We start from the raw sequence: 19,251 nt of genomic DNA on the forward strand, positions 1-19,251 counted from the left end.
GGTCTCTTCGCATGCCACAACGCACCGCGTGCATGTGGCGGCGGACGTTGGTATGGGGGGCGCCCGATGCCCAAGCGTACCGATATCCGGAAGGTTCTCGTGATTGGCTCGGGCCCGATTGTCATCGGGCAGGCCGTCGAGTTCGACTACTCAGGCACCCAGGCGATCAAGGCGCTTCGGGACGAGGGCGTGGAGGTGGTGCTGCTCAACAGCAACCCCGCCACGGTGATGACGGACCCAGAGTTCGCGCACCGCACCTACATTGAACCCATCACCGTGGAGGCGGCGGAGAAGATTCTCGCCGCCGAGCGCCCGGACTCGCTGCTGCCCACCATGGGCGGGCAGACGGCGCTGAACCTGGCCAAGGCGCTCGCGGAGAAGGGCATCCTGGAGAAGTACGGGGTGCGGCTCATTGGCGCGTCCCTGGAGGCCATCAACAAGGCCGAGGACCGCCAGCTCTTCAAGGCGGCCATGCAGAAGATTGGCGTGGCGCTGCCCAAGAGCGGCTACGCGACGACGCTCACGGACGCCATGGCGCTGGTGGAGGAGATTGGCTTCCCGGCCATCATCCGTCCGTCCTTCACGCTGGGCGGCACGGGCGGCGGCATCGCGTACAACCGCGAGGAGTTCGAGGCCATCTGCCGCTCGGGCCTCAAGGCGAGCCCCAACTCCACCATCCTCGTGGAGGAGAGCGTGCTCGGCTGGAAGGAGTACGAGCTGGAGGTGGTCCGCGACTCCGCGGACAACGTCATCATCATCTGCTCCATCGAGAACCTGGATCCGATGGGCGTGCACACCGGTGACTCCATCACCGTGGCGCCGGCGCAGACGCTGACGGACCGCGAGTACCAGCGCATGCGGCAGGCGTCGCTGGCCATCATCCGCGAGATTGGCGTCGACACGGGTGGCTCCAACATCCAGTTCGGCATCCACCCGCGCGACGGCCGCATGGTCGTCATTGAAATGAACCCGCGCGTGTCGCGCTCCAGCGCGCTGGCGTCCAAGGCGACGGGCTACCCCATCGCGAAGATCGCCGCGAAGCTGGCGCTGGGCTACACGCTGGACGAGCTGCGCAACGACATCACCCGCGACACGCCGGCCTCCTTCGAGCCGACGCTGGACTACGTGGTGGTGAAGGTGCCGCGCTTCAACTTCGAGAAGTTCCCCAAGGCGGACCGCACGCTGACCACGAGCATGCGCTCGGTGGGCGAGGTGATGGCCATTGGCCGCACCTTCCCCGAGGCGTACATGAAGGCGCTGCGCTCCATGGAGCTGGGGCGGGTGGGCCTGGAGTCGCCGGAGCTGCCCACGGAGAAGGAAGAGCGGGAGAAGGTGCTGCACGAGGGCCTGCGCGTGCCCCGTCCGGAGCGCCCGTGGTTCGTGGCGCAGGCCTTCCGCGAGGGCATGACGGTGGAGCAGGTGCACCAGCTCTCCGCCATCGACCCGTGGTTCCTGCGGCACATCGAGGCGCTGGTGCACGAGGCGCAGTCGCTGGCGGACATCGGTCGCCTGGATCACCTGGCGGACGACGTCTTGCGTCAGGCGAAGGCGCACGGCTTCTCCGACAAGTATCTGGGCAACCTGATGGGCTACCCGGAAGCGGAGGTGCGGGCGCACCGGCACTCGCGCGGCATCCGTCCGGTGTTCAAGCGGGTGGACACCTGCGCCGCGGAGTTCGAGGCGTACACGCCCTACCTGTACTCCACCTACGAGGAGGAGGACGAGGCGCCCCCCACGGACCGGCAGAAGGTCCTGATTCTTGGCAGCGGTCCCATCCGCATCGGGCAGGGCATCGAGTTCGACTACGCGTGCGTGCACGCGGCCTTCGCGCTGCGCGAGGCCGGGTACGAGACGGTGATGGTCAACTGCAACCCGGAGACGGTGTCCACGGACTACGACACGTCCGACCGCCTCTACTTCGAGCCGCTGACGATTGAGGACGTGCTGGAGGTGTCCCAGCGTGAGAAGCCGGTGGGCGCCATCGTGCAGTTCGGCGGGCAGACGCCGCTGCGCCTGAGCGTGCCGCTGGAGCAGGCGGGGCTGCCGATCCTGGGCACGTCGCCGGACGCCATCGACCGGGCGGAGGACCGCGAGAAGTTCTCCAAGCTGATTGAGAAGCTGGGCCTGAAGCAGCCGGAGAACGGCGTCGCGCGCAGCCACGCGGAGGCCTTCAAGGTGGCCGAGCGGATTGGCTATCCGGTGATGGTGCGTCCGTCGTACGTGCTGGGCGGGCGGGCGATGGAGACGGTCTACGACGCGTCCAGCCTGGAGCGCTACATGCGCGAGGCGGTGAGCGCGTCGCCGGAGCACCCGGTGCTGATCGATCGCTTCCTGAAGGACGCCATCGAAGTGGACCTGGACCTGGTGGCGGACCGCACGGGGCAGGTGCTGATTGGCGGCGTGCTGGAGCACATCCAGGAGGCGGGCGTGCACTCGGGTGACGCGGCGGCGACGCTGCCTCCGCACTCGCTGTCGCCGGACCTGGTGGAGCGGATGAAGGACCAGGCCATCTCCATGGCGCGCGAGCTGGGCGTGGTGGGCCTGATGAACGTGCAGTTCGCCATCCAGGGGAAGAACATCTACATCCTGGAAGTGAACCCGCGCGCGAGCCGCACGGTGCCGTTCATCTCCAAGGCGACGGGCGTCCCGATGGCGAAGATTGCCGCGCTCTGCATGGTGGGCAAGACGCTGAAGGAGCTGGACCGCACGGAGGAGCCGGAGTTCCGGCACGTGGCGGTGAAGGAGAGCGTCTTCCCGTTCGCGCGCTTCGCCGGGGTGGACGTGATCCTGGGCCCGGAGATGAAGTCCACGGGCGAGGTCATGGGCCTGGCGGAGGACTACGCGTCCGCGTTCGCGAAGAGCCAGCTGGCGGCGGGCGTGAAGCTGCCCAAGAGCGGCCGGGTGTTCATCTCCGTGAAGGACGAGGACAAGCCGGCGGTGGTGGACCTGGCGCGGCGTCTGCGGTCGATGGGCTTCACCCTGACGGCGACGGCGGGCACGCACGACTACCTGCTGACGAAGGGCATCGAGTCGCAGCGGGTGCAGAAGGTGAAGGAGGGCCGGCCGAACATCGTCGACAAGATCGTCGACGGGGAGATCGTCCTGGTCATCAACACCACCTTCGGCAAGCAGGAGATCTCCGACAGCTTCTCCATCCGCCGTGAGGCGCTGATGCACTCGGTGCCGTACTACACGACGGTGCAGGCGGCGCGCATGGCGGTGGGAGCGCTGGAGTCGCTGAAGCGCTCGGACCTCGCGGTGAAGCCGCTGCAGAGCTACCTGTACGGCGAGAACGGCGTGCCCCCGGCGCGCCGGTAGTCCCGTGAAGACTCGCGGCCCCTGGGTGTTGGGGGGCCGCGTGTTTCACTCGCGTCGCGACCCGGGGAAAGCACCCGCCTTGCGATGAGTCGCATGGCCTGGCTGTTTTCACGCATTTGAAGACATGCCCTGGAGGGCTCGGGCTGCCGGAGCACTCCCGCGCCAATGCCCTGCCGGACGCGCCCATGCTGGCCGAGGGCCGTTATCCCCGCTTCGCCACCGAGGGCGAGCTCACGGCGCACTGCTATGGGCAGGAGTCCGCCGCGGCCTGATGCTGGAATGGAGCGGGTTGTAGGTGCCTGGAAGCACATGGCCTCCTGTTCAATCCAGCTCCCTCCGTGGTATCCGCATACTTTTGCGCCCCGCGAGGCCGGGGGCTCGGTCTGCTCCCGAGACGTACGAGTGCTCCCACTGACACGAGGGGTCTTGTCATGACGTCGGCATCTATTCTCCGCTGGCGGTCCCCCTCGTTCCTTCTCTTGATTCCCGCGGCGTTGTCGGTGTGCCTGCTGACCAGCTGCGAAAGCCCCCAGGACAAGGTTGTTCGTGGCTTGATGGAAACCAAGGCGTGCAACGGCTGTCAGTTGGTCGGGGTGCGACTGGAGGGGGCCGTTTTGCCAGGGGCTCAGCTCCGGGACGCCGCCCTGCGGGAAGCACAGCTTGCCCGGGCGAATCTGCGTGGCGCGGACCTGAGTGGCGCCTCCCTGGCTTCGACCGACCTGCGGCACGCCGAGTTGCAAGGCGCCCTCTTCGAAGGGGCCTATCTGACGGGCACCCAATTCCAGGACGCCAATCTGGAAGGGGCGGACCTTCGTGCGGCACGCTCCCTGGAAAGCGCTGACTTCACAGGTGCGAATCTGCGGAAGGCTCAGCTTGCAGGCAGCAGGTTTTTTGGCCCAGCCGGTCCGTATCAGCGCACCGAGCGCTCCCACTTCTACTCTGTCCCCAGCGGTGGGGCGAGCTTGCCTCGGGCGGACCTGCGAGCCGCGGACTTGAAGAACGCGGTCCTCGCATCCTGCAACCTGCAAGGCGCCCAACTTCAGGGCGCCAGCTTGCGCGATGCTTCGCTGGAGGGCGCTGACCTTCGCGGAGCGAATCTCCAGGATGCGGACCTGCAAGGGGCCCAGCTTGAGCGTGCCATCTGGGTGGATGGCACCCGCTGTGGGCCTGGCTCTATTGGCCGCTGCACCCCCGAGAAACCATGACCGTCCGTCTCAGCGTCTCAGGCTGTTGATCTGCTCCTCGATGAGGGCGCGGACCTTGGGATACAGCTCTTGTCGGCTGACGGAATGTGAAACCCGCATGAAGTAGGACAAGCCTCCGTAAGAAACGGGAGGCGTGAACTCCAGCTTGTTCGAAGCAAGGGGGTACGGTTCAGCAGGCTTATAGGGAACGTGCATGCCGCTCGCTTTGGGGAGCGCCTGCATGGACGGAGAAACTCTCAGGGTGACCTCCAATTGCCCGACGCTCCGCTCCTTGAGGATGCCAACATGGGTCTCGAGCACCGCGCACAGCTCCGCGAGGGCCGCGACCGCTGGAATGCTGATCATTCCGCTGGCCTCGCGGAAGAGTCTTCCCGGATCGGTTGGAAGCGCCATCAGATTGGTCGGCAGGTACTTGTTTGCTTTCAGCCAGACCACCAGCCAGTCAAGTGTGCGCCGGATCGTGGTGACGGTTTTCCCCTGTTCGGCGATCAGCGTGCTCACAGGGGCATGATTCGCAAGAAGGGTGAAGACGAGGTTCATCAAATCGGTTCGAGCGGCGGTACTGGCGTACCTGGCTTCACACTTTTCCAGCCGGCCAACGAAGTTGTCGAAGTTGGCATCCAGATGGAACTGCGCGTACGCGTCCTCCTTGGTGATGTCGACGTCGACGATCCGGTTCGCGAAGGGCGATTGCGCGTACTGGGCCTTGGGGGATGAAGTCGTGTTGTCGAATTTGTGGATCTGTTGCTCAAGGACCTGGGCAAGCAGGTCCCATAATGGGCCGCTCAGGGTCTTCGGATTGATTTGAAGGAGTTTGGAGATGGCTCTCAGGGGGCTTGAGACATTCAAGTCGTCGAAAAAGCCCATGAGCGGGTAGCGTCCGCTGGCCTTTCGGGCTTGGAACGCCTTGAGCGCTGGCGACAGACTGGTCTCGACTTTGTTCAGCTCGGCCTGAAGCCGATTGGCGAGATCGTTGCTGATGATCTGTCGATTCTTTGGGGCATCGCCCGTCATCTCGACTGGCACGTCGAAGGTGATGACGTTGTTGAGCGCGCAGATGACCTCGCGGGCCTTGGCAAGGGCGGTCTTGACGCTGTTGAGGGTGTTGATGCAGCTGTCGTAGAGCGCCTTCCCCTTGGCCGGATCCATCAACAACTTCAAGTCAATCCATAGGGAAGGGTCGGCATCCTTGAGTCTCGTGGACTTGACGGCGTCCTCAAACACACGGGTGTCGAACTTTATCTTCTTGAGCTGGGCGCCGAAGTCGTCGAATTCGGACCGCTTGAAGGCATCGTGAAAAGGGAGGAGTGAGAAGTCGGCAACGACCCTCTGGGTCAGGTCGTATTTGTTGTAGACGTTGATGATCTTGCACTCCTTGTGGAGTGCCTTGGTGTTGACGTGGTGTTGCTTCGTGAAGAACGGTGTCGAGAGATAGGTGATGCTGCGGATCTTCCAGCGCTGGGGCCATGCGACGGCTGCCTGGGCCGTCAGCTCGTTGATGACATTCCCGCCATGTGAATGGCCGATGAGATGGAATGCGACTTCCTGGTTGAGGAAGCCCTTGTAGTAGGCGCTTTGTCCGTTGGCGCCACAGAGGCGGTTGGCCAGGTAGGTCCCCGCGATCGTACGGTTGGAGGAACCATTGTCCCCCGTCCATCCGTGAGCCGTGAAGATGTGGACATGGGTGTAACGCTTGTGGATTTCGTCGATGGTCTGCCGCAGGGCGGGGTTTTCCTGCCAGTACCAGTCTGGGTCGTTGATGCTCTTCTTGCGCTGATAACTCGCGGAGCGCGCCTTCAAGTCGCTGTTGACCGGGTCTACTGTTCCGCTCACCAAGACGATGATGTTGGGAATGTCGGACATGGCTTTCCTCGTGTCGTGAACTGGGAACAACAGGGCCAGGTCCGCGCTCACCACTCGCCGCTGGCGCCACCTCCGCCGGAGCGACCGCCCATTCCCTTGAACGCGGTCTCCGTCAGCGGCTGGCTCTTCAACGCGGGGTGGAGATCCAGCAGGTACTGGACCCACTTCTTCGCGTTGAGCTCCCGCGGCGTTTCGAATTCCGCCTTCCGGCGATACACGCCCCGCCATTCAGGTTGGGTTGACCACAGAGAGGCACCGTCATCCGTGCCGTAGGTCTTGGGGTGGCCTACGTTCAGACGGAAGCCCTTGGCGTGGACGTAGTTCGCGAGCAGGTTGCTCCAGAGGGAGATGATGGTCTCGCGGATGTCGACGAAGATCCCGGGATCCACCTCCATGAGCTTGAACAGGAGCAGCGAGGAGCGCTCGACCGCCGAGGACTCCAGGTAGAAGACGGGGGTGGGGCCGCCACTGTAGGGCGTGAACTTGCCGCTCTCGACCTTGCCGACCTGGAGACTTCCTGCGTTCCATCCGGGCATCCCCGGCTGCAAGAGGCCGAAGACCCAGGACCGGCGGCCCGCGAGGAAGTGATACGCATTGTATTGAATCAAGACGGAGAGCGCCGAAAGCGGCAGGATCGACAGGGGCTTCTCCAGACCCTCGGAGAAGTTGCGCTTGAGCGTCTGCGCGGCGAACCCCTTGTTGGGATCCTGCCAGAGGACGTGGACCCAATCGCTGTGGAAGTCAGGCAGGTTGATGCCCAGCGCCGCGAGCTTGACGTCGAGCAGGAAGCGAAGCGTCCGGGTTTGCTCGAACTGCCGGGTCGACCAGGCGACGCTCGCCTGGTTCTCCTGCATGTTCTTACCGAGCCCATTGAAGAACTTGGGAAAGTCCTTGGTGAACTCCGCCACGAGCACCGGGAGTTGCTTCTGCGGATCGCCCTGGAGCCCAGGAACGCTGAAGTGGATCCGGAATTGATTCACATGGAAGTTGCCACTGCCCCTGGCGATCTTGAGCTCCGTAAAGTCCATCACCTACCTCCTGGTGAAGAGCGCTGTGCCGAGCTTCTTCCCAGGCTCCCCTGGTTGATGAGAGGGAGCCTCGTCGCCACGTAGGTGTTGTCGCGGTCCATGGTCAGCCGATCCGGCTGAAGCATCTTCACGTCGAACTTCGGAGGAGGAAGATGCAGCGACTTGATGGCAAGGCCTTGCAGTCCCCCCACTTCATCGAGTGCGACCTTCAGCGTCACAAGCGGAGGAAGGAGTGTGCGAGCGAGTTTGGGCAGGGGAGAGTCGTAAGACATAACCTCTTTCATGAAGGATTTGACCGGAGCCCCCATGATCGCGTCGATCTGCTTCATCACCGACCGGTAGAGTCTCGGGATATTGAGCACCCCCAGGCGCTTCTTGCGCATCTCCTCGACGATGGGGCTGTGGATGTTGTCGCTGGACTGGCCGGATGACTGGGGGCCTACCGTGAGCCGGGTGCGTTTGGTGGTCCCGTTGGGGCCCAGCAATCGCTGGCTGTGGAGAGCCCCAAGCGCCGCTCCCACGCTCTTGGCGGCCTGGGCGTTCCCTCCGGCATATGCGATTGCCACCGCGGCGAGCAGTTGCTTGATGTTGGAGGTCCTCATCACCGCTGGGAACAGCTCCTTCTTGACGACGATCATGAAGAGGATGCCCAGCACGTCGGTGAGGAGATCATCCACCTTGTGCAGAGAGCCATTCTTGAGAAGCCTCCGCAGCTCCGCCGTGGCGGCTCCCTCCAGGATGGTGGCGTTGCCTGCAAGCAACGTCTCGCCTGCGAGTGAGACGACATCTCCCTGGGTGAGATAATGAGTCGCCAGCGGGCCCTTGGGGGCCTTGAGGCGGTTCGCGGTCTTTCTATCGACGCCGGGTGAGTTGAAGGTCACCACCTGGAGAACCGAGTCCCCGAAATCGACCGCCACCCGCTGCGCCATGGCGCCACCCAGGCTGTGTCCGACGACAACGACGTCCTTCCTGCCAATGCGCGTCAGCAGTGTCTGGAAGAGCGCGCGGGTCTGCTTGAAGGCAGTTGCGCCAACCCCCGCGGGGTCCATGTCCGCGACGGCATCAGGTGCCTTCTCGAACTCGGTGCCGCGGACCGCGATGATGGGATGGTTTCCACGGGATGGCTGCAGCCAGTAGGCGAACACGCCATGGGTCTTGTTATGGGGGTCGCTGCCCTCCATCTGGACAATGGTGTAGTACAGGGGCTGTATGCCCGGCTTCTTGGAGTAGGGGCGTTTGGTTGAGACGGCATAGGTCGCCGGGAACTTCAGCTCGGGCATTGCCCAGAGCTCCGGCGTTTCAGCGCGATACAGGAACCTGTCGACCTGGATGCCAGCCTGTGCGCCGCCGCCCTGGTTGTTCAGATAGGCGAAGTCGTGAGCCAGGTACTCGTAGAACTCGTGGTCGGGCGTGAAGTCCTCGGCCCATGGCTCGGGTGGCGCCTTGGGCATGACGATGGGCCGCGTGGCAACCCGGGTGTTGTCCTGGAGGATGTGCTGGGTCTGGAGACGCAGTGCGTTCAGATCAATGTGAAGCGCATTGGAAGGCGACGCGTGTGTCTTTGCCGCTCCCGAGCCGGACGCCACCGCCAACACGTTGGACTCCGGGATGTAGACCTTGTCACCTGGTTTGATGTGGTCAGGATCGGGCCGTGTCTTCCGGAGCGCGGCGTTTCGTGGGTCTTTGTAGACGACGCGCCAGTCCGCGATCCGGTAGGACGCGGCGATGCTGTACAGCGACTCTCCGGCCTTGACGACATGCTGGGTCATGACACCCGCTCCTGCTGGGACTGAGCCCGCCGTCCCTGGCGCGCCAGCCCCAGGCCCAGCAGGAGCAACAGGGCCAGCGCCGCGCCCCCATCCCCGCTGGTTCCACAGGCGCAGCCGCCGCCCGTGCCTCCCAGGGTCCTGGCCTGTGCCTTCAGTGTGAGCGAGGCCTCCGTCGTCGTCTCTCCTCGCAGGCGCAGCTTCAGCGTTCCCTCCGCGGGGCCTCCCACCTCTCCGTGGAAGGTGACGCTCACCGTCGTCTGGGCTCCCGGCGCCAGCTCCGCGTCCAGGGCGCTCGCGTCGATCACGAACGCCGGGTTGGTGTTCTCCACCACGCTCAACCTCGCCGGCGACGCGGACTGGTTCGTGAGCGTCACCGTGCGCGCCGTGCTGGTGGCGCCAATGTCCACCCAGCCCAGATCCAACTCCATGGGCTCGATGGTCAGGAAGCTGGCCACCGAGATGCCCGACAGGGCCACCAGCGCCGCGCGCTCCTGGTCCTTCGTGCCCAGCACCAGCGTCGCCTTCGACGCGCCAATCACTGACGTGTCGTACTTCAGATCCAGCGTCAGCGAGTCACCCTGCGGTAGCGCGCGGCCCTCCGCGCCCAGGACGGGAGACACCACCACGAAGTTCGTGGCCTGGGGTCCCTCCACCTTGGGAGGCATCACCACCAACTCCTGGGTGGTGTCATTGGTGAGCACCACCTTCGTCGTCGCCGGCTCCGCCTGGCGCACGGTGCCGAAGTCCACCGTGCGATTGAGCGCCCGGAACACCGTGGAGAGCCCCCGGCCCGACAGCGACACCTGCGCCTCCGGCGACTCCAGGTCGTTCGTCACCACCAGGAGGTTGGCCTTGGACGTGACGTCCGGACGGGGGACGTACTTGACGAAGACGTCCTTCGATTCCTGGGCTGCCAGCGTGAAGGGGAGCGTGGGCGCCGAATCCAGGCTGAAGTGCGAGGGCTCGGAGTTCTCCGAAGCGGCGATGATCTCCAGCCCCCGCACCACCAACGGCTGGAGGGACTCGTTGGTGAGCTTCACGAAGCGGATCGCCGAGGCGGAAGACTCGGCCACCCGGGCGCCAAACTCGAGCGTGGGAGTGGACAGGCTGAGCTGGCTCGTCCGGCCCTGGCCCCCCAGCTTCACGAGCATGGTGCTCGCCTGGCTGTCTTCGGAGGTGATGCGCAGGTCCGCGTTGAAGCGCCGCTGGGCGTCAGGACGGAACTGGATCGACACATCCAGGCTTCCTCCCGGGGTCAGCGCCAGGGGCAGCGTTGGCTTCTGCAGGATGAACACTCTCGCATCCTCCGCCTCCAGCGAGATCTCCTTCACGGTGAGCGTGTTGGCTTCCGAGCCGCTCCCGGCGTCCGGGGACCCAGCTGGCGCAACATGCGTCAGCCTCAGTCCAATGCCTTCCGAGGTCGCGTTCACCCGGGTTCCTCCAAAGTCCAGAGAACCGTCGAAGGTCTGGCCGTCACGGCGCGCCACCGCGAGCCTTGCCAGCGTGGCCGTTCCCTGAAGGGTGAGCTCCAGCGGAAGCTGGGAGGACGCCTCCACCCGCACCGTGGCCTTGGCCGTCCGGAGTCCGCCCGTCGACCCCTGCGGAGTGAAACGGAGTTTCACCGTGGCACTGCCATTCGCGGGCACCTTGGGCAGCGTCTCCTGCACGGAGAACTCCGAGTTCCCCGCGGGGATCGTCACGGAAATGTTCGCGTCGGTGATACCGGTGTTGTTCACCGTCACCGTCTTTTCCAGGGACGAGCCGAAGTTCACGCGCCCGAAGTCGATGGTAGAGGGCGACAGACTCACGCCACCCACTCCATCCACGATCAGCTTCACGACGGTGGACGACGGATCCGCGTTGCTGGAGATGACCAGGTTGCGCTCGATCTTGAGGAGCTGGGTGGGCTTCGCGGTGACGTAGAAGGCATGCGCGGCGCCGGGCTCCACCGTGAAGGCGGGCACGACGGGACTCAGGGTGGAGGGGCAAACCGCGGTCTTCTGCGTGTCCACGCGCAGGCAGAATTGATCCGGAACGGACACGGAGTAGATCACCAGCGGGGCCTTGCCTTCGTTCTTCACCACCACCGGCTGGGGATCCCCTTCGACCGTGATGGCTTGAGGCGCGAATTCAGGTGTGCCACCGGGCAGTGCCAACACGGGGATGGTGCCCCGGCCCGAGACCGTGATGGTCTGGTCCGTGCTTTCGTTCGAATTGCTCAGCACGTGCACGGCGCCAGTCACTTCCAGCGCGGACTCGGGACGGAAGGTGACATCGAGCTGAAGGGGCACATTTCGCTCAATGGTGACGGGGAACTGCTGGTTGTTCTGCAGCCTGGCTGTGAAGGGACCGCTCCCCGTCGCATTGGTGATGGTGAGGGGGGCGGAGCCGATGTTCGTCAAGGTGACGGTCTGGGTGCTGGAGGACAGCCGAGGGATGTCATTGAAGACAAGCTGATTCTTGTTCATCTGCAGTTGCGCGACCGCGGCGACGCCGGACAGCTTGACGATCAGCCTGGCCGTGGCCGGTGCCTTCGCGGCGAGCTCAAGGTCGCCGAAGTAGTTGCCCGGGCGCTGGGGGACGAACGTGATTTCGATCTTGCGAGTGCCATTCACCGGGATGGTGGAATTGGATCCACCAATCAGATCGATGTTGAAGGTTCCAACGCTGGTGGCCACCTCCGCCAGGTCAACCTCCACCAGCCCTGTGTTGATGATGTCCACGGGCAGCATGAGCGAGCCTCCTGGCTGCGTGGCGGGGAAGACCACGGCAGCCAATGACGTGGAGAACTTGGCCTCCGCGCCAGTCCCCTGCAGTGGGAAGCTGCGCTTCGTCTCGATATTGCTGAGAGTCCCCCGGTAGGTGATCTCCAGGCTGGCTTCGTACTCCTGGTCCTCGATGTTGGGACTGAAGGTCACCCGGAAGGGCTGGGGCCGCTTCGCACCCTTCTCGAGCACGGGCTCGGAGCTGGTGACGTTGTCCACGGAGAACGCCGTGCCGGACGGTTCAATGTGGACATCGGTGACCTTCAGCGGCTCGGACGCGGAGATGCTGTTGCTCACGTTGAGGCTGAGGTTGACGTGGGTGCTCCGGTTCTGCTTGTGGCCGAAGTCGATCTCGCTCGCGGTGAAGATGGCGTTGGGGCCATTGGAGTTGCCCTTGACGACGAGCACGGGCGGAAGTTGCCGGTCATTCGTGGTGTAGAAACGCAGCCGCGCCTCCAGGTCGCCCGTGTTTGTCTTTGGACGGAAGAGCACCTTCACCTTGGTTTCCCCGCCCGGTTGCAGGGTCTGGGGCGGGAAGTCGACGACCTGGAACAAGGTGTTGTTGTCCTCCGGGACGACCTTCGAGAGGAACAGCGCCTGGTTGCCGCTATTGCGCAAGGTCGCTTCCTTCGTGGATTCACCTCCGGGGGCCACGTTGGGCATCACCAGCGGGTTTGTGACCAGGGTCAGCTCCGCGGCGAACGCCCGGCCGGTGATTGTCACGGGGGGCACGGCCTGCGAGGCATCCGTTTGGAGTTGGAGCGTCTTCGAATAGTTGCCCGAAGTGGTCGCGGCGAAGGTCACCGTCACCGGGGCGGTACCCCCGTTCTTCTGGACGGTCAGGCCTTCCGCCGGAATGCCAGAGATCGTGAAGGGGTCCAGGAGCCCGGATGCGACGGGGAACACCTTGATGGGCCAGTTGGTGCCGTTCGAGAGGATCAGCTGCTGGGGCTGGGGCTGATCGCCGACGGTGTAATCAGGGAAGGTCAGCGTGCCCGTGCTGATTCCCAGGGAAGTCTTGCGCGCGGTGCCATGGAGGGGCACGTTGGACACGCAGGTCGTGGTGGGCGACGTACCGAAGGAGAGCACGCCATCCACTGCGCCGCTCTCATTGGCGCCGGGGTTGAAGGTCACGAAGAGCTCACGTGCCGCGGAGCCCGGTGCCAGGGTGAACGGCGTGGTGGGGCTCACGGAATAGGAACTGCCGCCCATCGTCACGGCGGGCGTCACCGTCAGCGCGACCGTCCCCGTGTTGGTCACCGTCACCTTCTTCTGCTCACTCCCCACGTCTCCTGCCTCCTGTTCGGCGAACTCGAACGAAAGGGGGACGATGCCCAGGCAGACATTGCCCGGCGTCTTGGCTCCGGACAGGGAGAGTTCGGGTGCGGCGGGGTCGTTGCTGGTGAAGGTGAGCTTGCCGGTCGTGGCGCTCGTCTGCGTCGGGCGGAACGTCAGCTGGAGGCGCTGGGTGTCTCCGGGCGCGAGGTTGAAGGGGCCCGAGGGATTCACCCGGAAGGGGGAGTCCTGTGGCAGCGTCAGTGCGGTCACCGTGAGCAGGCTGTCTCCGCCGTTCTTGACCGTGACCTCCTGGGGCGCGCTGTCGGTGTCGAAAGGCGTCTGCTCGAAGGCCAGCGTGGTGCGGCTCAAGACGAGCTTCGGGCTGGACGGAGTCGTGCCTGAGAGCGTTACGGATTGATCCGCGACATTGCTCTTGAAGACCAGGGTGTCGGATGGAGTCCCGGTCGGACGCGGTCGGAACGTCACTTTCAGGCGTTGGGTTCCTCCGGGGGCGATGCTGAAGGGGGCCGCGGTATCGACCCGGAAGAAGGAGTTCTGGGCCAACGCCAGTTGGGTCACGGTGAGCACACTGCCGCCTTCGTTCCGGACCGTGACTTCCTGGGGGGCACTGTCGGTGTCCAGGGGCGTCTGCGGGAAGACCAACGCGGTGAGGCTCAGCACGAGCTTGGGCGGGATGACCGCGGGCGTGGCGCCAGACAGGGAGACGCCTGGCACGTCAGTGCCGTCGATGGTGAAGGCGAGGGTCTCGTTCCAGCTGCCCGTCACCGTTGGGCGGAACGTCAACTTCAGACGTTGGGTATCTCCCTTCGCGAGACTGAAGGGACCCACGGTGTCGACGCTGAACGGTGAGTTGGCGGGCAGCTTCAACTGGCTCACCGTGAGCAGGCCGTCGCCGTCGTTCCGAACGAGGACCTCCTGGATATCACTGGCGGTGTTCACAGGCGTCTGCGCGAAGGCCACCGCGGTGCGGCTCAAAACGAGCTTCGCGGGGGACAGCCCCTCACCCGTGAGCAAGGCGTATGGCGGAGTGGGGCACACGGCGGACGCGGTCGTCAGGAAGAGCGCGCTCGAGCGGGGGCCCAGGTGGTCAACGGTCAGGGGGTTGAAGCTCACCTCGAGCGTCGTCGAGCTCGCGGGCGGGATGGTCACCGAGGTGTTGGACACACTGAAGGGGGCGGTGGCGGAAGGCTCCATCGTGAAGTTCACAGTGCCCAGGTTCATCACCGTGACGCTTCTCGATGTCGAAGACCCCAATTCATGGGCGCCGAACGCCACGGACGTTTGTCCGAGGACGATCAGTGGGCCCGAGGCCTTTCCTTCAAGCTCCACGACAATCGTCGGGGCGGCTGGATCATTCGTGTGCAGCGTCAGCGTGCCGCGGAAGGTACCGGGCTGGAGCGGCGAGAATCCGAACCGCACGGTCATGGCTTCCGTGCTGCTCACGGGCGTGATCGGGACGGAGCAGTTGGTTTCACAGCGGTTGGCCGCCGTGTCGTACAGGCCGTTGAAGGTGAAGGCCCCGGTGACGCTCACCCGGTAGATCGTGAGCGCCGTGCTGCCGGTGTTGAACAGCTTGATGGAGTCCTGCTGCGGCGAACAGGAAGGCTGTTCGCCGAAGTCGATGGAGGTGTCCGACACGCTGAGCCCAGGCGTGCCAGTCGCGGGTAGCAACGCCTCGATGGGGGCCTGGGTGGTGCCGAGCTCCGGCGGTTTCTCCGATTCAGGACCGCAGGCAGTGAGGACGCACAGTGCAGCCGTCAGGATGAGCAGGATGCGTTGCATGAGGCGACCTCAGTTCTCGGCGTGGAGGGCCGGGGCCTTGGCGGTGGAGGAGGGTGGGGGCTTCGGGGCGGCGGGCGGTTCGGGCGGCTTCGCCGCGTCGTCGCCTTCCTTGGGGGCCGCAGGCTGGGTGCCCGTGCGGATGCGGCCTTCCAGCAGTTCGATTTCCAGGGAGCCGGGCGCGGGCGTGTTCACGAACTGCTGCCAGGTCCCGTCCGGGGCGGTGAAGAGGAACGACACCGCCACCGGCGTGTTGTCCGGCAGCGGCACCTTCATGCGCTGCAACCTGCCCGGATAGATGACCTCCGAGAGCAGCACGTCCGCGTCCGGCTGGAAGATGCGCGCGGACACCTCACCGTAGGACTCCACGGCGAACTGCTTCGGATCGACCTTGCGCACCAGCATGTACATCGGCCGGCCCTGGTTCGTCCCTGAGGGGGCCTTCACGCTCAGGTGCAGCGTGCTCGGCTGACACGCGGCCAGGAAACACAACGCCAGGGGGATGCAGCCTGCCCACGGTTTCATCGCGGCACCTCGCGGAACGGGATCCAGGGCTCACCCTTGAGCCCGACGCGCAGCTCCATCACCCCGTCCGGGGGCGTGGCGGCTCGCGCTCTCAACGACCACTTGCGGTGCTGCGGGTCTTCCGTGGCCTGGGATGACTCCAGCAGCCGGAAGCAGCTCCACGCCGAACGCGACTTCTCCAGCGACGCGTACTGCACCGCCTGCTCCGTGGGCGCACGCAACTCCAGCATCAGCGACGCCGTCTGCTGGTCCCACCACGCCAGCGGGAACTCCTGCCACGACGGACTCTGGTTGTACGCGAGGAACGTCGTCTTGCCGCACTTGAGCGAACCCAGCGTCACGAAGCTGCCCGGTACGGGCGCCTTCGGCAGCGGCAGCGGCATCACCTGCAACATCAGCGGCCGGGGCCTGCCCTCCGCGTCCCACAGCACGCGGGCCAGCCGCGACAGCTTCCCCAAGGAGGGCAACATCCCCTGCGGGAACGCCAGCCGCGACTGGAGCGCGCTTCGCGGTACCCACTCCGAGCCTCGCTCCTCGCACACCGGTGTCAGCACCCGAGTCACGAAGTCCCAGAAGGCTCCGTCGAGCCGGCGCAGCACCTCCAGGTCTTCCTGCGCCACCTCCTGCGACGCGTCCGGCGTGAACGGATAGTGCTTCAGCAGCGGACGCAGGAACCGGCCCGAGGCCTCGTCCCACTGCCGCTCCAGGGTTCGTTCAATCTCCCGCTGGCCCAGCTCGCGCACCGCGAGGAACGGCTGGCGGAAGGGCTGCCGCAGCTCTCCGATGAGCCCCTGCTGGTCCAGCCACGCGTCCACCTTGCGCAGGTAGGACGTGTCGTCCTCCATCATCATCGCGAAGGCCAGCCTCCCCAGCGGCGTGAGCAGCTCCTGGAGCTTCGCGGCCCCGCCGGCCGGCTGAGCGCTGCCAGTGGCCAGGCCTCCCGTGAGCGACGCTGTCGCCTCCGCGGGCACCATGCCCGGACGGGGCACCGCGTTCAGCTCGTCCGACATCTGGGCCACCAGCGCCCGGTAGGGGTTGAGCGCCGTGTAGTTGCCCGTCTCGTCCGGCTTCATCACCGTGGCGATGGGCTTGAAGGGCGCCACCGCGTTGCGCAGGGATTCGTAGAAGGGCCCCTCCAACGGCTCCAGCGCCACGCTCTGGGCGACGTCGCGCAGCATGTCCACCAGGTCCGAGGACGGCTGCGTGAGACGCGACAGCTCCTCCGCCAGGAGCGCGGGAATCACCGCCTGGAAGCGGTAGCCGCCCACGCGCTGGAACAGGCGGTTGCGGTACTGGACCGCGAACTGGTTCACCTTGCGGCGCACGTGCTCGTGGCGCTGCAACACCTCCTCCACCGGCAGCCCCGAACCCTTGATGCGCGTGGTGAACTCATCCACCAGCGGGCGCAACCGCGTGTCGAATTCCAGCCGGTCCGATGCCAGGCTCGCGCCGCTCCGCGCCGCCACCGCCTCCTCGCCCTCCACCACGCCAAAGGGCATGCGCCCCGTCTTCTCGTGGTAGCGCAAGAGCGCCTGGTGCAGGAGCCGCGAGCTGTCCTTGGGCCGGAACTCGAAGGTGCTCTGGAGCACCGGGACCTGGAGCACCGAGGGGCCGTTGCCCGGCAGCCACAGGCCGTCGCGCACCAGCAGCTCCGCCACGTTCATCTTCTGAACCGCCTTCACGCCCAGGAAGGCCTCTTCCTCCATGCGCAGCACGTTCGTCAGCACTTCGCGGTGGTCGTTGATCCACGCCACCGTCCTGATGGTGGAGGGGATGCCCCGGAAGCGGCTGGTGTCCACTCGCGCCTCGGAGGCGGCCAGGAGCTCCAGCGCGCGCGGCAGACTGCTAAAGCGCGCGCTGTCATCCAGCAGCGTCTGGAGCCTCCGTCGCTCGTCCTGCATGGACTCCAGCTCCGCGTCCAGCTGCTCCAGCGCGCGCGGCTCCACGGCCCGGTTCGCCAGCAGGTCCTGCAACCGCCGCAGGTGCGCCTGCCACGGCATCAACTGGGACTCCTGCGTGAGCGGCTCCGGGTAGGGCCAGCGCGCCCAGCTGGCTTCGGGCGTGTCCGGCGCGGACCACGGCGGATTGCTCATGACGACGTAGTCGGCCACCAGGGAGTCGTTCAGCCCCACCGCCGTCACCCACGAGCGCCCTCCCTCCAACGCCGCCGCGTCCGCGGCAGGCTCCGCCGAGCCGTCCTCCGACACGAAGCCCCAGTTCGGACGCGTCTTCAGGCTGGACAGCACCAGTTGGCCCAGCGGCTCCTCGCGCGAACCGTGCAACGCGGCCAGCAGGTAGACGACCTGCTCCGGACGGCACGTGTCCGGCTGGCGGTGGCACTTCTCCAGGGCGGGCCGGATGTGGGCCTCGCGGATGCCTCGCGCCAGGCGTTGGCGCAGGTCCTCTCGCGCGTCGGTGAAGCTGTAGCGCAACAGCGGCCACGTGTTCATGGCCCGCCACAACGAGTCCAGAGAGTGGCCCGCGGCGACCACCGGTTCCTGCACCGCGGCCCCGGACACCTCCTGCCCCTGGTCGCGGATGCGCTGGACCATCTCCTCGAAGCGCTGCACGCGTGTGCGCGCCTGGCCCAGCCTCCACGCGAAGTGCCCGTACACGGCCAGGAGCGGCAGCGCGCACGCCAGCCCCAGCAGCACCGCCCGGCGCAGGTGGATGTGCAGGTAGCGCTCGTGGACCGCTTTCGCCGTGCTGGCCTCGGCGGACACCGAGAGGACGTCAGGGTCCCTCGTGTCCTTGTCCGCGGACGACAGCGACACCGTGGCGAGCCGGGGCGCATACGCCAGCGTCTGGCCCTCCATCAGCGCCGTCACGAAGCGCGACAGCGCCTCGAAAGGGGCGTGGCCCTCCGAATAGAAGTGCTCCAGCCGTTCGAAGGACTCCACCGGAAGCGACGTGAGACCCAGCGCCAGGTAGTGCTCCTGCGCCTTGAGCAGCGAGCCCACCTGTCCCTCCTGGCCCGACGGGGGCAGGGGGAAGCGCAGCGGCACGTGGTAGGCGCGCAAGAGCTTCGCGAAGTCCGCGTAGCCCTCCCGCTCATCCAGGTGGGTGAGGCACAGGCGCGTCTCCAGCTCGCCCCCGCGCACCTCCGACAACAGGTTGAGCCTGCCTCGCAACAGCTGCGCCGCGCGGCGCACCTCGTCCGGGGGCGTGTCCTGCAGCCAGCGCGCGTCCAGCACCAGCACCGCCAGCGCCTGCTGGCCGCTGCCGAAGCTGTCCTTCCACAGCCGGCGCAGCGCCTCTCGCGCCTGGGGCGACTCGTCCTCCACGAGCTGCGCGGACAGCTCCTGGGCCACCACGTCCGCGCCCAGGTAGATCTGGAGCAGCGAGTCCGTGAGGAGGCTGGGCAGGAACTGCCGCGCCTGCCGCTTCCAGTCCAGGTCCAGCTCGATGAGCCGCGACTTGCCCGCGCCCGCAGGGCCCAGCACCACCACACCTGGCAGGTCCCGTACCGCCACGCGGTGGCGCAGCGGCAGCCCGGCCAGGAACTTCTCGCGCACCTTGCGCAGCCGGTTCTTCGCCAGGGGCTCCGGCGCGGCGGCCCCTCCGGCCGGCGTGCTCTTGCGCTTCGCGCGCCACACGAGGAACAGCGGCACGAAGAGGGCCAGCAGCGCCAGGAGGATCAGCGCGTACGGCTTCCACTTCGGCGGAATGAACGCCGTCAGCTTCTTGAGGACATCCATGG

9 protein-coding genes are annotated in these 19,251 nt (G+C 65.9%); 3 read left to right on the plus strand and 6 right to left on the minus strand.

Going from position 1 to position 19,251, the window contains the following annotated elements:
- Window positions 1-66: 66 nt before the first annotated feature.
- From carB to GTZ93_RS07540, 3 genes are all read left to right on the plus strand, one after another.
- Window positions 67-3,318 carry a carbamoyl-phosphate synthase large subunit gene (gene carB / locus GTZ93_RS07530; protein ID WP_120580238.1) on the plus strand — a complete coding sequence of 1,084 codons (3,252 nt, stop codon included), beginning with the start codon at window positions 67-69 and terminating at the stop codon, window positions 3,316-3,318.
- Window positions 3,319-3,434: 116 nt separating this feature from the next.
- Window positions 3,435-3,590, plus strand: a complete 156-nt coding sequence (locus GTZ93_RS07535; RefSeq protein ID WP_161662703.1) for a hypothetical protein — start codon at window positions 3,435-3,437, stop codon at window positions 3,588-3,590.
- A 159-nt stretch (window positions 3,591-3,749) separates the two neighbouring features.
- Entirely contained in the window at window positions 3,750-4,523 is a 774-nt protein-coding gene (locus GTZ93_RS07540) for a pentapeptide repeat-containing protein (RefSeq protein WP_139920656.1), read from the plus strand.
- 9 nt (window positions 4,524-4,532) lie between these two features.
- On the opposite strand, the gene GTZ93_RS07545 is transcribed toward GTZ93_RS07540, so the two are convergent.
- Genes GTZ93_RS07545 through GTZ93_RS07570 form a run of 6 tightly spaced genes read right to left on the minus strand, consistent with a single transcriptional unit; the run spans window position 4,533 to window position 19,249 of the window.
- Window positions 4,533-6,386, minus strand: a complete 1,854-nt coding sequence (locus GTZ93_RS07545; protein WP_139920655.1) for a lipase family protein — start codon at window positions 6,384-6,386, stop codon at window positions 4,533-4,535.
- Between the two features lie 47 nt (window positions 6,387-6,433).
- Complete coding sequence (locus tag GTZ93_RS07550; protein WP_139920654.1) at window positions 6,434-7,414, minus strand: hypothetical protein; 981 nt, start codon at window positions 7,412-7,414, stop codon at window positions 6,434-6,436.
- Window positions 7,414-9,183, minus strand: a complete 1,770-nt coding sequence (locus tag GTZ93_RS07555) for an alpha/beta fold hydrolase (protein WP_139920653.1) — start codon at window positions 9,181-9,183, stop codon at window positions 7,414-7,416. Before GTZ93_RS07555 ends, GTZ93_RS07550 begins: the two co-directional genes overlap by 1 nt.
- The gene (locus GTZ93_RS07560) at window positions 9,180-15,029 is read right to left on the minus strand and encodes a choice-of-anchor D domain-containing protein (RefSeq protein WP_139920652.1); all 5,850 of its coding nucleotides are present in this window, start codon (window positions 15,027-15,029) and stop codon (window positions 9,180-9,182) included. Before GTZ93_RS07560 ends, GTZ93_RS07555 begins: the two co-directional genes overlap by 4 nt.
- A 9-nt stretch (window positions 15,030-15,038) precedes the next feature.
- On the minus strand, window positions 15,039-15,551 hold the full coding sequence (locus tag GTZ93_RS07565) for a hypothetical protein (protein ID WP_161662704.1): 513 nt from the start codon (window positions 15,549-15,551) through the stop codon (window positions 15,039-15,041).
- Window positions 15,548-19,249 carry a type VI secretion system membrane subunit TssM gene (locus tag GTZ93_RS07570; RefSeq protein ID WP_139923725.1) on the minus strand — a complete coding sequence of 1,234 codons (3,702 nt, stop codon included), beginning with the start codon at window positions 19,247-19,249 and terminating at the stop codon, window positions 15,548-15,550. The genes GTZ93_RS07565 and GTZ93_RS07570 overlap by 4 nt, the downstream gene beginning before the upstream one ends.
- Window positions 19,250-19,251 lie beyond the last annotated feature (2 nt).

It is taken from the genome of Corallococcus exiguus, from assembly GCF_009909105.1.
Taxonomy (GTDB): domain Bacteria; phylum Myxococcota; class Myxococcia; order Myxococcales; family Myxococcaceae; genus Corallococcus; species Corallococcus exiguus.

What these genes read in the sequence shown, in the direction of transcription:
- GTZ93_RS07560 (WP_139920652.1), bottom strand. Translation starts at nt 15,029, where the DNA reads ATGCAACGCATCCTGCTCATCCTGACGGCTGCACTGTGCGTCCTCACT.
- GTZ93_RS07555 (WP_139920653.1), bottom strand. Translation starts at nt 9,183, where the DNA reads ATGACCCAGCATGTCGTCAAGGCCGGAGAGTCGCTGTACAGCATCGCC.
- GTZ93_RS07550 (WP_139920654.1), bottom strand. Translation starts at nt 7,414, where the DNA reads ATGGACTTTACGGAGCTCAAGATCGCCAGGGGCAGTGGCAACTTCCAT.
- GTZ93_RS07540 (WP_139920656.1), top strand. Translation starts at nt 3,750, where the DNA reads ATGACGTCGGCATCTATTCTCCGCTGGCGGTCCCCCTCGTTCCTTCTC.
- GTZ93_RS07565 (WP_161662704.1), bottom strand. Translation starts at nt 15,551, where the DNA reads ATGAAACCGTGGGCAGGCTGCATCCCCCTGGCGTTGTGTTTCCTGGCC.
- GTZ93_RS07570 (WP_139923725.1), bottom strand. Translation starts at nt 19,249, where the DNA reads ATGGATGTCCTCAAGAAGCTGACGGCGTTCATTCCGCCGAAGTGGAAG.
- carB (WP_120580238.1), top strand. Translation starts at nt 67, where the DNA reads ATGCCCAAGCGTACCGATATCCGGAAGGTTCTCGTGATTGGCTCGGGC.
- GTZ93_RS07545 (WP_139920655.1), bottom strand. Translation starts at nt 6,386, where the DNA reads ATGTCCGACATTCCCAACATCATCGTCTTGGTGAGCGGAACAGTAGAC.